Genomic DNA, 12,859 nt, shown 5'->3' with positions numbered 1-12,859 from the left:
CCGTGGCCTCCGGGGCTCGGAGGCCACGGCACCCCTCCCGGCCGCGCAGGGGCAGGAGGCCATGGCCCTTCTCGAACAGGCCCGGGTCCTCGTCGATCCCCAACTGCGCGCCGCCGTCGAGTCCTTGCCCGGATCCCTGCGCCGGGTGGCGCTGTACCACCTCGGCTGGCAGGAGGCCGACGGCACCCCGTCCGCGACGCGGGCGGGCAAGGCGATCAGACCCGCGCTCGTCCTCGCCGCCGCCCGTGCGCTGGGCGGCGATCCGCAACGGGCGGTACGGGCCGCCGTCGCAGTGGAGCTGGCGCACAACTTCACCCTGCTGCACGACGACATCATCGACGAGGACCGGACCCGTCGGCACCGGCTCACCGCCTGGGCGGTCTTCGGCATCCCGGACGCGGTAATCGCCGGCGACGCCATGCTCGCCCTCGCCCAGCGGCTGCTGGCCGAGGACACCGACCCGGCCTCGGCCCGTGCCTCGGCAAGGCTCTCGGCCTGTGTCATCGAGCTGTGCGCGGGCCAGCAGGCCGACTGCGCCTTCGAGGACCGAGGTCCGGACGAGGTGTCGCTCGACGAGTGCCTGACCATGGCCACCGCCAAGACGGGCGCGCTGCTCGGCTGCGCCTGTGCACTGGGAGCCCTGTACGCCGGCGCGGAGGAGCGGGCGGTCGGCGCGCTGGACGGCTTCGGCCGGGAGGCCGGTCTCGCCTTCCAGCTCATCGACGATCTGATCGGCATCTGGGGGGATCCGGCACAGACCGGGAAACCGGTCGGGGCGGATCTCGTCGCCCACAAGAAATCCCTGCCCGTGGTCGCCGCACTGACCTCCGCCACCCCTGCGGCGGCCGAACTCGCCGAGCTCTACCGGGGATCCATGAACACACCCGGTGAGGTCGGCCGCGCCGCCGACGCCGTCGACCGGGCCGGCGGCCGGGACTGGGCACAGATCAGCGCTGCGGACCGGATGGCCCGCGCGGTCCACCACCTGTCCCGGGCGGTACCCGACCTGGCCCCGGCGGGCGACCTCCTGACCCTGGCGGAGTTCGTCACCCGCCGGACGCACTGAGCCGGACGTGCCGAGCGGGACGCACTGAGCGGGACGCACTGAGCCGGACGCACTGAGCCGGACGCACTGAGCCGGGGGGCGGAGAGGAGGAGGCGGCACACGCGGCGGCGGAGGCGGTACTCCGAAGGGGAGCGGAGGGCGCGGAGCGAGGAAGGGGACGGTGGAAGGAGGAACGGAGCAAGGAGCCGAGGTCACAAGGCCCGTGAGGTGAAGAGGAGGGCGACCGGGCGACTGTCATGGGCACGGGCTACAGTCCGTGCCCATGACAGATGAGTCATGGGCAGGGTGGTACCGGGACCGGCAGGGTTCCGACGCGGTCATCCTCACCACCGACGGACAGCAACTCCGCCTCCGGATCAGGGGCATCGACTTCGAGGGCGAGAGCTTCGACGGCCTCACCCCGGTGGCCGGCACTCCACCGGCCGACGGCCTGTTCGCCCTGGTGGACGGCGCGCTGGGCGACTGCGTCCTGGAGTGGGACCTGCCACTCCCGGTCCTCTGGGACGAAGCCGTCCACCACGCCACGCTCAGCTGCCTGTTGGCGCTGCGCCGCCCTGATCCGTACCTCCACCTGGAGCTGCAGTTCGGCGGGGCCGCCTACGGATCCCACCGCGCGGAGAGCGACTTCGCGTCCGCCCTCGCCACGATCCAGCGCACCCTGCCGCCCGGGGTGCGCCTCCAGACCTGCATCGCCTGTGCCTTCTCCGACTACTTCCCGGCCCCCGGCCGGGGCCTTTCCGGCGGTCTCGCATGCTTCCGGGGTGCCAAGGACGCCTACCGCGGAGCAGCCGGTGAGAGCGATGTCGTGGACCTGTGGGACCGGCGCACCGGATTCGTCCAGGAGGTCTGGAGCTGCCGCGAGTACGAGCCCCGCCCGGACCGGGGTGCCGGCACCGGCCACCGGGGCGCGTTCCCGCTGGAGCTGGCCTGATCCTCCTTGTCCCACCGCTGAAACCGTCCCGTCCCGTACCGGAACCGATCCGGTGCGGGACGGTTTCGTTGTTCCGGGCCCCGGCGGTCTCCGCCCGCCGCGAGGCCCCGGACGTTGCCGCCCATAAGGATCCCGTGGGGCTGCCCGATGCGATGGCGCGAAGACCTGCCCGGCGCCCGCCGGAATCTTGTCGGCTCTCCATTGTTCTACTAACATGCGAACAATGGAGGTTTTCATGATGCGTAAGAACCTGGGCCGCGCGACGCTCGTCGCCCTGCCGTTCCTGCTGGCGCTCGTCGCCGACCTGGTCCTGTTCGTCGCGTTCCGCGACCGGTTGCCCGGGCAGCCGGCCAGCCACTTCCGGGCCGACGGCCGGGCGAACGGGTACATGGGGCAGACGGGGCACGTCGTGGCCGACGTCCTGCTGTTCGCCGTGATCGGGACGCTGTGGACCCTCATGGTGGTGCGGGGGAAGTTCTACGGGCGCGCCCATCGCCGGCTGACCGCCGGTGGCTATGCCTTCGCCGGGTTCCTCGGCTGGGTGATGGCCGCCGTGCTGATCGCCAACGTGGATGCCGCCGAGAACGCGCGGGGCGACGCCCAGGGGGTGTCGCTCCCGATGTGGCAGCTCGCCGTCGCCCTGGGAGTCGCCGTGCTCGCCTGGGGGCTGGGGCTGGCGATGGCCGCGCTCGCCCCCGTACCGGAGCCGTCGGCCGCGACCGTGCCGGCCATGGACGAAGCGCGGATCACGCTCGCCGACGGGGAGGTCGCCGGATGGGCGCGCGGTACCGGCAGTTGGTGGCTGCCACTGATCGCGCTCGCGCTCGTGGTCGGCGGAGTGGTGCTGCTGTTCGTCTCGGGCTGGGCGGTCGCGATCCCGCCGCTGCTCCTCGGGGTGCTGATGGCCGGCTTCGCCCGCCCGTACGTGGTGGTGGACCGGCGCGGCATCACCGTCTCGGGCATGCTCCCCTGGCCGCGCCTGAGGGTGCCGCTCGACCGGATCGAGACGGTCACCAGCCGGCACATCAACCCCCTCACGGAGTACGGCGGCTGGGGCTACCGCATCCGCCCGGGGCGGACCGGTGTCATGATCCGCTCCGGTGAGGGCATCGTGGCGACGCTGGCAGGCGGCCGGGACTTCGCGGTGACCGTCGACGACTCGGCGACCGCGGCCGCGCTCCTCAACACCCTGATCGACCAGCGACGGGCGGAGCACTGACCATGCTGTTCCGGGTCGATCCCACCTCCACCGTGCCGCTCGGCGATCAGATCGCGGCATCCGTGCGCCGCGCCGTCGCCGACGGGACGGTGGCACCGGGCGAGCGGCTGCCCGCCGCGCGGGTGCTCGCCGAGTCCCTCGGGGTCAATGTCCACACGGTGCTGCGGGGTTATCAGCAGCTCCGCGAGGAGGGGCTGATCGAACTGCGCCGGGGGCGCGGTGCGGTCGTCACCGGCGGCGCGTCCCCGCACCGGGCCCGACTGCTCGGGCGGGTGCGCGAAGTGGTAGCGGACGCACGTGAGTTGGGGATGACGGAGGACGAGCTGCTGTCCCTGGTCCGTACCGCGCTCAACAGCCCGTAGGCCGGGGAGGGTTGCGACGGCCGGCCCGGCGTGGCGGCACGTCGCCGGACTGCTCCTTTTCGGTCTTCGTCCGCGGGCCCGGGCGGCCACCCCGTCCTACGAGGTGGCCGCCCGGGCCGTTGAGCTGCCGGGCGGTGTCAGGAGGAGCTGCGCGCGAGCGCGGCCGCGAAGCCGTTCTGCCACAGGTAGTTCACCTGGCTGCGCTCGTTCGCGTTGGGGTAGGGATTCGTACAGGACGTGCCGGGGCCGCCGCCCGACATCAGCTCGCTGCACGGACCGGAGTAGTGATCCGGCAGGCCGAGCACATGGCCGGTCTCGTGGGCGGTGACACGGGTCGAGTTGTACTGCTGGTTCTGCGCGTAGTCGAGGAAGATGTAGCCGTTGCCGTGCCCGTCGGTGCTGGCGTACGACCCGCTCGGGTCGTTGCCCTCGTAGTAGGCGAAGTCGGCGTTCGAGCCTTCCTGCAGCCGGACGTTGGAGACCGAGCTGTTCCAGATCTGCGCGCTGTTGGCTATCTGGGTGCGGAAGCTCGGCGCGTTGGCCGTGCTGTAGACGATGGTGACCGACTGGGCGCCGGGGTTGGCCGCCCGCTTCTCGGCGACGGACTTGGCGACCGCCTCGAAGAACGCCTTGTTGGCGGCGGCGCTCTCGTGCGACCCGGAGTGGGCGGTGTAGCCCGCGTGTTCCGCCGAGGCGGCGGCGGGCGGTGCGGCGGGTGCGGGAGAGGAGGCGATGGCGGGTGCGGTGCCCAGCGCGGCCGCGAGTCCGAAGCCGAGGCCGACCACGGCCGACAGGACGGTCCTGGGGTGTCTCATGGGGGGTCTCCTACCGATTACCGATCCGATGAACCCGTCCGATGATCGGACTCGGACGGGAGGCGGTACGGAGAGAGTGTCGGGGAGCGGAAGCCGTGGCGGATGATGTCAACCGGCGATAGCACCGGCCTATCGCCACCTCCGGTCCTGTCGACGAAGCATCTGACAACTCCCGCTGAATTAAAGGGTTTTGATGGGATTGTGGCGTCTGGTGCGTCAGCCACCCGCCGCCCTACGCTCGACGGCATGGAGCTTGAGGTGAGACACCTCAGGGCGCTGTGCGCCATCGCCGACACGGGCAGCCTGCACCGAGCGGCCCGCACGCTGGGTGTGAGTCAGCCCTCCCTGACCACCCAGCTGCGCCGGATCGAGAACGCCCTGGGCGCCGAGCTGTTCCGCCGGGAACGGACCGGCTGCCGACCGACGTTGCTCGGCCGCGCCGTCCTCAGCCGGGCCCGCCCCCTGGTCGACGGGATGACGGCTCTGGTCAGCGACGCGAAGGCGGAGGCCGACGCGGTGCGCGGCCCGCGGCTGCGCATCGGCTGCACCGCCAGCCGGGTCATCGGCGGCTGGCTGCGCAGACTGCGGCTCCGGCTGCCCGACACGGACATCTCGCTGCGGGTCGACGTATCGGCCAGCGCGCTGCTGCGCACGGTCGAGGCGGGCGGGCTCGACGTCGCCTTCGTGCACGAGGTCGAGGGCTGCCCGCTGACCGTCCCGGAGGGCTTGGTGCAGCGCGTGCTCCTGGACCGTGAACCGCAGTTCATCTGCATGGCCCGGGACCATCCGGCCGCCGCCCGGCCCGTGGTCGACCTCGGGGACCTGGCCGCCGACCGATGGATGGTCGACCCCACTGTCGACGGCGAATGGGACGGGCTGCGCCGGGTGTTCGGAGAGGCCGGCCTCGCGCCCACCGTTCTGCACGGCGACTACCTCACCGCCGCGTCCCTGGTCGTGCTGGGCGAAGCGGTCGCCCCCTGCCAGCCCACCTCCGGACCGCGCGACGACATGGCGATCCGACCCCTGCGCGACGACCCCCTCGCGGTACGGCTGCTGTTGGTGTCCCGGCCGGGCGCCGACATGGCGGCGGTGTACGCGGAGCTGGAGGCGGCCTACCGGGAGGCGGCCCAGCGCGCGGCCGGGTACCACCAGTGGCTGCTGCGCAACCGCAGTCCGCTCGCCCGCACGCCGTGACGGACCGCTGTCCGATTCCGCCGAGAGCGAGGAACGGTTCCGATCCGGGTGTCCGGCGGGCAGAGTCGGGTCCCATGAGGCTTCTGACGCTGGGTGGTACGGAATTCGTCGGCCGGGCCGTCACCGAGGCGGCGCTCGCGCGCGGCTGGGAGGTGACGGTGTTCCACCGAGGCCGTCACGCGCCGCCGCCGGGCGTGACGGAACTCCTCGGCGACCGAACCGCCCAAGACGGCCTCGCCGCGCTGGCCGGGGCCGCCGGTCGCGGCGCGGGCTCGCACGTCTGGGACCTGGTCGTCGACACGTGGAGCGGTGCCCCCGCGGCCGTACGGGACGCGGCCCGTCTGCTGGCCGGCCGGGCCGCCCGGTACGCGTACGTCTCCAGCCGTTCCGTGTACGACTGTCCGGCCCCGGCCGGTCTGCCCGAGGACGGCCCGCTGGTGTCCGGTGCCTCGCCCGACGCCGGTGGGGACGTCCCGTACCCGCTCGCCAAACGCGGCGGGGAACTGGCCGCGCTCGATGCCTTCGGGGACCGCGCCCTCCTGGCCCGCGCGGGGCTGATCCTGGGGCCGGGGGAGAACATCGGCAGGCTGCCCTGGTGGCTGCTGCGAATTGCCCGCGGCGGGCCCGTACTGGCCCCGGGTACGCCCGACCTGATGCTCCAGTACATCGACGCCCGCGACCTCGCCGACTGGCTCCTGGAAGCCGGCCGCGCCGGCCTGCACGGGCCGTACAACCTGGTCAGCCGGCCCGGTCACGCGACCATGGGGCAGCTGCTGGAAGCCTGTGTACGCGTCACCGGCTCCGCTGCGGAACTCCGCTGGACCCCCGCGGAGACCATCCTGGCGGCAGGGGTGGAGCCCTGGAGCGATCTGCCGGTCTGGCTGCCGCCGGGCGAGTTGTACGACACCCTGCACCGGGGCGATGTCAGCAAGGCGCACGCGGCCGGTCTGCGCTGCCGACCGGTCGAGGAGACGGTCGCCGACACCTGGAAGTGGCTGGGGGAGCTGGGCGGCGTGGCCCCGCAACGGCCGGACCGGGCCCCGGTCGGCCTGGACCCGCGGGTGGAGGCCGAACTGCTGGCGGACACGGCCTGACGCACGTGCGTACATGTGGCGTGCGCCGATGCACCCCGAGCGCGCGGCCTGCCGTGACGTGGTTTCACATATCGGAGTATCCAGGTAGATCGGACATCGAACGGCGTGCCATACTGATCATTTATTCACAAAAGCTGCATATTGCCCTATATGTCAACACGTACACGTAGGTGCGGTACAAGTATCCGGGCGGCGGTGGCCGTGACGGCGGCTGCGGCGATGGTGGGCACGCTCGCGTCCACCGCCGTCGCCGACCCGCTGCCCGGCGGGCTCGGCCCGTGTCTGGGGAACGACTGTCCGACGGCATGGCCCGACCCGAGCAATCGGCCCGTCACCGAACACGACAGCAACATCAACATCTTCGTCGGCGGTGACTTCCTGGTCCGGGAGGCCGCCGCCGAGGCCGAGGGGAAGATTGTCACCCTTGGCGATTTCGACATGGCCAAGCGTGCGAGCGCCTCGCGGATCTACAACGTCGGCGTAGTCGGCGTGGGCTCCCGGGTGCCACCGCCCAATGATTCCGACTATCTGACCGTGGGCGGCGATCTGACCGTGGCGACCGGTGAGCGGCTGCTCGCCGAAGAAGGGCCGAACCACGGCGTGGTGAAGTACGCCCAGAACCTCAGCGGAACGGTGATCCCGGCGCCGGTCAAGGACCCCGGGGCCACGGCGCCGTACACCGTGCTGCGCGACCAGTTGACCGCGGCCAGCCACTGCTACGCGTACGACGACGACAAGGACCACCGCCGGCCGGCCACGGGCACCGTGCAGAACAACGGCTTCGAGACCGTGTTCACCGGTGACGGCAGCTCCGCGCTCCAGGTCTTCGCCGTGGACGCCGATGTGACGTCGGCCCAGGGCGGGCAGCAGGGCATCGCGTTCAACGGCATTCCGGACGGCGCGACCGTGCTGGTCAACGTCTACGGCAGCAGCCGCAACATCAGCACGCTGATGGGCTCGCTGCCCCAGGCCGGGCTCCGCGAACACCTGATGTGGAACTTTCCCGACGCCACCGAGATCGGGTTGAAGGGCACCGGTCAGTTCCAGGGCAGCGTGCTGGTCGGCAATCGGTCGAGCGTGACGACGCTCGCGATGAGCGGCACCAACGGCCGTTTCTACACCGCGGGTTCACTGACCCACACCTCCGAGGGGGAGTCCGGCGGCCAGGAGCTGCACGCCTATCCCTTCGACGGGGATCTGCCGACCTGCGGCGAGGAGCCCACCCCGACCCCGACTCCGACCCCGTCGGAATCGAAGACCCCCCATCCGACTCCCTCGCACACCACGCCCGCACCGAAGCCCACCCACTCGTGGCCGCACAAGCCGGACCATGAGTGGTCGCACGAGCCGGAGCACGAGTGGTCGCACGAGCCGGACCATGAGTGGTCGCACAAGCCGGAGCACGAGTGGTCGCACGAGCCGGACCACGAGTGGTCGCACAAGCCCGATCGCCAGTGGCCGGACGACCCGGGACACGGGAGCTCGCTTCCGAACACGGGTTCCTCGGGCGGCGAATGGATTCTCGGCGGCATTGCGGCGGTTCTCCTCGTGGCCGGATCGGCGGCCACGCTGATGGCCCGCAGGGCGCGTCGACGCGGCTAGCTTTGGCCCATGGCCGAATTGTTGCTGCACCTCACCGAACGCCCCCTGTGGGAGGCGGCCCGCGGGATCGGGACGTGCGAGATGTCCACCCGCGGCCGCACCCTGCACGAAGAGGGCTTCATCCACTGCTCGCTGCCGCACCAGCTCGACGGCGTGGCCGAGACGCTGTACGGCGCCGGGAGCCGGCCCGGGGCCGGTGACCAGGACCTGGTGGTCCTCGTCATCGACCCCGCCCTGCTCCCGGCCCCCGTACGGTACGAGTCCGTCGCGCCCGGCGGCGAGGAGTTCCCGCACATCTACGGCCCCGTCCCGGTGGACGCGGTCGTGGAGGTGCGCCCCTGGCTCCGCAAGGAAGGCGACTCCGCATGAATCCCGCACCCCCCACCGGACCCACGGGTCGCACCGGCCCGGCGAGCATCAGCGCTCCCATCGTCGCCGTCACCGGCGCGAGCGGTGCGGTCGGCGGCCGTGTCGCACGGCGCCTCGCACGAGCCGGGGTGCCCGTGCGACTCCTCGGCCGTGACCCGTCCCGGCTGCCGGAGCTGCCCGGCGCGGCCATCGCGCCGCCCGCTCCCTACGGCGACGGGGAAGCCATGCGCCGCGCCCTCGCCGGGGCGCACACCCTGTTCCTCGTGTCGGCGCACGAGAGTCCCGACCGGGTGCGCCAGCACACGACGGCGGTGGACGCGGCGGTCGCCGCGGGCGTCGAACGCATCGTCTATGTCTCCTTCGTCGGTGCCGCGCCGGAAGCGACGTTCACCTTCGCCCGGGACCACTGGCACACCGAGGCGCACATCCGGGTCGCCGAGGTCCGTTACACCTTCCTGCGCGACAATCTGTACCTCGCGGGACTCCCGGCGATGACCGGCGCCGACGGGGTGCTGCGCGGTCCGGGCGGCGACGGCCGGGTGGCGGCGGTGGGGCACGAGGACATCGCGGACGCCGCGACCGCCGTGCTGCTGGCCGACACCGAGAGCGACGGAACCCGCCACGACGGGGTCACGTACGACCTCACGGGCCCCGAGGCGTTCACCCTCGCCGAAGCTGCCGAGGAGATCGGCCGGGCCAGTGGACGGACCGTCACCTACGTGCCCGAGACCCGCGACGATGCGTACGCCTCACGGGCCGGGTACGGGGCCGAGGACTGGGAGGTGGCCGGCTGGGTGACGTCGTACGAGGCCATCGCCGCAGGCGAGATGTCCACGGTCTCGGACGCCGTACCGCACCTCACCGGGCATCCGGCGACGAGCCTGGCCGCGTATCTCAGGGAGAATCCGGAAAGCTACCGGCATCTGCTGAAGACGGACTGATCTCCGGTCGGGCCGGGTGTGCGGCGGGCCGCACCGCAGGCGTCGGCCACCCCCGGGCGGCACGTCTGCGTGCCCACGTGGCCGCCCGCCCGCCCCTCACCTCACGTACGCGCCCGCCCGCGCCGCCGCGACCGCGGCTTCGGCGGCGCGGTCCGCCGCCGCCTCGTCGAGCGGGTCGCCGCTGGCCAGCAGCCGGTAGTAGAGGGGCGCCGACACGGCGCGGATCACCTCGTCCGGGTCCGTGCCCGGGGGCAGTTCGCCGCGCCCGACGGCGTCGGTGACACAGCCCGACCACTCCGTGACGCGGATCGCGTAGAAGCGGTGCAGCGCCTCCGCGGTGCGCGGATCGCAGGTCGCCGCCGCGATCACGGACTTGAACAGGGCGCCCTGTCGCGGATCGGTGAGGGTGGTGACCACCAGCCGGGCGTTGGCCCTGAGGTCCCCGGCCAGGGAGCCCGTGTCCGTACGGGGTGAGGACTGCTCGGCCATGTCGTGGAGAAGGTCGGCGATCAGGCCGGTGGGTGTGGACCAGCGCCGGTAGACGGTGGTCTTGCCGACTTCCGCGCGGCGCGCGACGTCTGCGAGGTCCAGACCGTCGAAGCCGTGCTCGGCCAGGGCGTCGCCCGCGGCCCGCAGGACGGATTCGCGTACCCGGGCGGTACGGCCGCCGGGTCGGACGGTGCCGGGTTCCGCATCCTCGCGCGCCATAACGGGTCTCCAGTTCCATTAGTTGGTCCGACTCTGTTACCGTGACCCTCATCTTAACGGAACCATAGTCCCGTTATGCCTCTCATCGAGGAAGGGCCATCATGTCCGCACCCAGTCACGCACCATCACCCGACGCCACCGACGCCACCGACGCCACCGACGCCACCGCTCCGGTCGCCGCCCCGCACTCGAAGATCCGTATGACCGGACGGCAGAAGCTCGTCCTGGCTCTCCTTCTCGGCGCCCAGTTCATGATCGCCGTGGACTTCTCGATCCTGAACGTCGCGCTGCCCGTCGTGGGCGAGGGTCTCGGCTTCCCGCTCTCCCGCCTGCAGTGGATCGCCACCGCGTTCGCGCTCGCCGCCGCCGGATTCACCCTGCTGTTCGGCCGGGTCGCCGACCTCGTCGGCCGCAAGCGGCTGTTCCTGGGCGGCATGGTCGTCCTCGGTCTCTCCTCCGCCCTGGGCGGACTTGCCACCTCGCCCGAAGTCCTGATCACCGCAAGGGTGTTGCAGGGTCTCGCCACGGCCGCGGTCACCCCGGCCGGACTTGCCCTGCTGACCACCGCCTTCAAGGAGGGACCGCTGCGGGAGCGCGCGCTGGGCCTCAACGGCGCTCTGATGTCCGCCGGATTCACCGCCGGGGCCATCCTCGGTGGGCTGCTCACCGATCTGCTCTCCTGGCGCTGGGCCTTCTTCGTCAACGTGCCGGTGGCCGCCCTGGTGGTGGCTCTCGCCCCCGCCGTCATCACCGACTCGCGCCCTGCGAACCGTCCCCGGCCGGACGTCCCGGGAGCCGTGACCGTCACCGGCGGACTGCTCCTGCTCGTCTACGGACTGACCCAGGCAGGTGAGTCCGGCTGGACCACGCCCACCACCCTGGCCGCACTCCTCGCGGGTCTCGTGCTCCTCGTGGGCTTCTGGCACGTGGAGAAGAGGGCCGCTGCGCCGCTGGTTCCCGTGCGCATCCTGAAGCGGAGCAGTGTCATCTGGGGCAATGCCGCAGGCCTGATCGCCTTCGTCACCGAGACCTCACTGGTCTTCCTGCTCACCCTCTATCTGCAGGAGGTTCTCGGCTACTCGCCGCTCGCCACCGGTCTCGCCTTCGGTGTCCTGGGCATCGGCACCGTGATCGGCGGCGCGTCCGGCGGTCGCGCGGTCGGTCGGTTCGGCAGCCGGGCGACCATCGTCATGGGTGGCGTCGTCCAGGCCGTCGCCACTCTTCCCCTGGTGGCGCTCGGAACGTCGGGGGCATGGATCTGGCTCCTGCTGGTGGCCACGTTCATCGGCGGCATCGGCAACATGCTGGTGATCGTCGGCTTCATGGTCACCGCGACCTCCGGACTGGCCGACGAGGAACAGGGCCTGGCGACCGGCCTCGCCACCATGACCCAGCAGGTCGGCATCACGATGGGCATCCCGGTGATGAGTGCCGTCACCACCGCCCGGATGTCCTTCGTCGGCGACACCGGACCCGAAGGCGTCCTGTCGGGCGTCTCGGCCGCGATCCTGGTCGACTCGGCCCTGGTGCTGGCCGGCGCGTTGCTGGCGGGCGCGTTCCTCGGTCCCCGTCGGACGAGGGCCGGCTCGCGCCGGTGACGCGGGACGCCTCCGCGGCGGCGCGAACCTTCTACGTGGGCCCCGCGGTGACGCGAGAATGCCGGACGGAGGCCGATCCGTCCGGCATCCTGGCCCTGTCACCCCTCGTCGTGCGCTTTCCGCAGCGCGGCGATGTCCAGCTTGTTCATCGTCATCATCGCCGCGGTGGTGCGGGCCGCCTTCGCCGCGTCCCGGTCGCCGATCAGATCGATCAGCACCTCGGGGACGACCTGCCAGGAGACGCCGTACCTGTCCTTCAGCCAGCCGCAGGGCCCCTCCTCGCCCCCGTCGGTGAGGCTGCTCCAGTAGTAGTCCACCTCGTCCTGGTCCGCGCAGTGGATCTGGAACGAGATGGACTCGTTGAAGGTGAACTGCGGTCCACCGTTCAGCCCCACGAACTTCTGGCCGTTGATCTCGAACTCGACCGCCATCGCCGACCCGGCGGGCCCGGGGCCCGCTTCGGTGTAGCGGCCGATCCTGCCGAGGCGGGAGTTCTTGAAGACCGTGAGGTAGTACTCCGCCGCCTCCTCTGCCTGTCCGTCGAACCACAGACATGTGGTGAAGCCCTCGGTGGTCATCCCTGTCTCCTGTCGTGAGCGCATGTCTGTCCCTGCTGCGCGCATGTCCACCCATACCGACTGATCCCGCCCCGGAAACTCATCGGTCACATTTGGGGTATCGGTGACACCCCGGTCGACGGCCGACAGCCACGGATCGGTGCGCGTCCGGTCCGGGCCGGGATCGATCCCGTCCTCCGTGTACGAAGAGGGGAATCGGTCCCGTCCGGCTCCATATGGTCCCGGTGGGTGCGGCGAGAGTGACCGGCGACGAAGACGACGACGGCGGCCGCATGGACGGCGACCGACAGCATCGCAGCAGGCCAACGGACCGGAACGATCGCCCCCCGGTTCGGGCGAGGTCCGGCAGGCCTCTGGTGACGGTGAGGGCCGGGACGGCCGC

The 12,859-nt window shown here is 71.7% G+C and carries 13 protein-coding genes; 10 read left to right on the top strand and 3 right to left on the bottom strand.

The window, feature by feature from the left end; all coding sequences use genetic code 11:
* The first annotated feature begins 61 nt into the window (after positions 1–61).
* The 4 genes from ACIOHC_RS24385 (at position 62) to ACIOHC_RS24370 (ending at position 3,578) form a co-directional block, all read left to right on the top strand.
* The gene (locus ACIOHC_RS24385; RefSeq protein ID WP_351078509.1) at positions 62–1,066 is read left to right on the top strand and encodes a family 2 encapsulin nanocompartment cargo protein polyprenyl transferase; all 1,005 of its coding nucleotides are present in this window, start codon (positions 62–64) and stop codon (positions 1,064–1,066) included.
* 262 nt (positions 1,067–1,328) lie between these two features.
* Positions 1,329–1,997, top strand: a complete 669-nt coding sequence (locus tag ACIOHC_RS24380) for a DUF6304 family protein (RefSeq protein ID WP_351078511.1) — start codon at positions 1,329–1,331, stop codon at positions 1,995–1,997.
* 235 nt (positions 1,998–2,232) lie between these two features.
* Positions 2,233–3,216, top strand: a complete 984-nt coding sequence (locus tag ACIOHC_RS24375; RefSeq protein ID WP_351078514.1) for a DUF1648 domain-containing protein — start codon at positions 2,233–2,235, stop codon at positions 3,214–3,216.
* A 2-nt stretch (positions 3,217–3,218) separates the two neighbouring features.
* Entirely contained in the window at positions 3,219–3,578 is a 360-nt protein-coding gene (locus ACIOHC_RS24370) for a GntR family transcriptional regulator (RefSeq protein ID WP_351078516.1), read from the top strand.
* A gap of 137 nt (positions 3,579–3,715) precedes the next feature.
* On the opposite strand, the gene snpA is transcribed toward ACIOHC_RS24370, so the two are convergent.
* Positions 3,716–4,393, bottom strand: coding sequence for a snapalysin (gene snpA, locus ACIOHC_RS24365; RefSeq protein WP_351078518.1), 678 nt, complete (start codon positions 4,391–4,393; stop codon positions 3,716–3,718).
* A gap of 246 nt (positions 4,394–4,639) precedes the next feature.
* Here snpA and ACIOHC_RS24360 point away from each other — a divergent pair, with 246 nt between their 5' ends.
* The 5 genes from ACIOHC_RS24360 (at position 4,640) to ACIOHC_RS24340 (ending at position 9,593) form a co-directional block, all read left to right on the top strand.
* Positions 4,640–5,587, top strand: a complete 948-nt coding sequence (locus tag ACIOHC_RS24360; protein ID WP_351078520.1) for a LysR family transcriptional regulator — start codon at positions 4,640–4,642, stop codon at positions 5,585–5,587.
* A gap of 74 nt (positions 5,588–5,661) precedes the next feature.
* Complete coding sequence (locus ACIOHC_RS24355; RefSeq protein ID WP_401844017.1) at positions 5,662–6,681, top strand: NAD-dependent epimerase/dehydratase family protein; 1,020 nt, start codon at positions 5,662–5,664, stop codon at positions 6,679–6,681.
* A gap of 150 nt (positions 6,682–6,831) precedes the next feature.
* Positions 6,832–8,283, top strand: a complete 1,452-nt coding sequence (locus tag ACIOHC_RS24350; RefSeq protein WP_401844014.1) for a choice-of-anchor A family protein — start codon at positions 6,832–6,834, stop codon at positions 8,281–8,283.
* Positions 8,284–8,292: 9 nt separating this feature from the next.
* The gene (locus ACIOHC_RS24345) at positions 8,293–8,652 is read left to right on the top strand and encodes a DUF952 domain-containing protein (protein ID WP_401844013.1); all 360 of its coding nucleotides are present in this window, start codon (positions 8,293–8,295) and stop codon (positions 8,650–8,652) included.
* Entirely contained in the window at positions 8,649–9,593 is a 945-nt protein-coding gene (locus ACIOHC_RS24340; RefSeq protein WP_389636449.1) for an NmrA family NAD(P)-binding protein, read from the top strand. The genes ACIOHC_RS24345 and ACIOHC_RS24340 overlap by 4 nt, the downstream gene beginning before the upstream one ends.
* 96 nt (positions 9,594–9,689) lie before the next feature.
* On the opposite strand, the gene ACIOHC_RS24335 is transcribed toward ACIOHC_RS24340, so the two are convergent.
* Complete coding sequence (locus tag ACIOHC_RS24335) at positions 9,690–10,301, bottom strand: TetR/AcrR family transcriptional regulator (RefSeq protein ID WP_401844011.1); 612 nt, start codon at positions 10,299–10,301, stop codon at positions 9,690–9,692.
* Between the two features lie 101 nt (positions 10,302–10,402).
* On the opposite strand from ACIOHC_RS24335, the gene ACIOHC_RS24330 reads away from it, so the two are divergent.
* The gene (locus ACIOHC_RS24330) at positions 10,403–11,899 is read left to right on the top strand and encodes an MFS transporter (protein ID WP_401844009.1); all 1,497 of its coding nucleotides are present in this window, start codon (positions 10,403–10,405) and stop codon (positions 11,897–11,899) included.
* Between the two features lie 98 nt (positions 11,900–11,997).
* Here the strand turns inward: ACIOHC_RS24330 and ACIOHC_RS24325 are convergent, their stop codons facing one another.
* The gene (locus tag ACIOHC_RS24325) at positions 11,998–12,477 is read right to left on the bottom strand and encodes a VOC family protein (RefSeq protein ID WP_365692075.1); all 480 of its coding nucleotides are present in this window, start codon (positions 12,475–12,477) and stop codon (positions 11,998–12,000) included.
* Positions 12,478–12,859 lie beyond the last annotated feature (382 nt).

Origin of the sequence: Streptomyces sp. NPDC088252, from assembly GCF_044740965.1 — a bacterium.
In the GTDB taxonomy this organism is placed as follows: Bacteria; Actinomycetota; Actinomycetes; order Streptomycetales; family Streptomycetaceae; genus Streptomyces.
The sequence above is the reverse complement of the archived record's forward strand: the minus strand, read 5'-3'. Positions and strand labels throughout refer to the sequence as shown.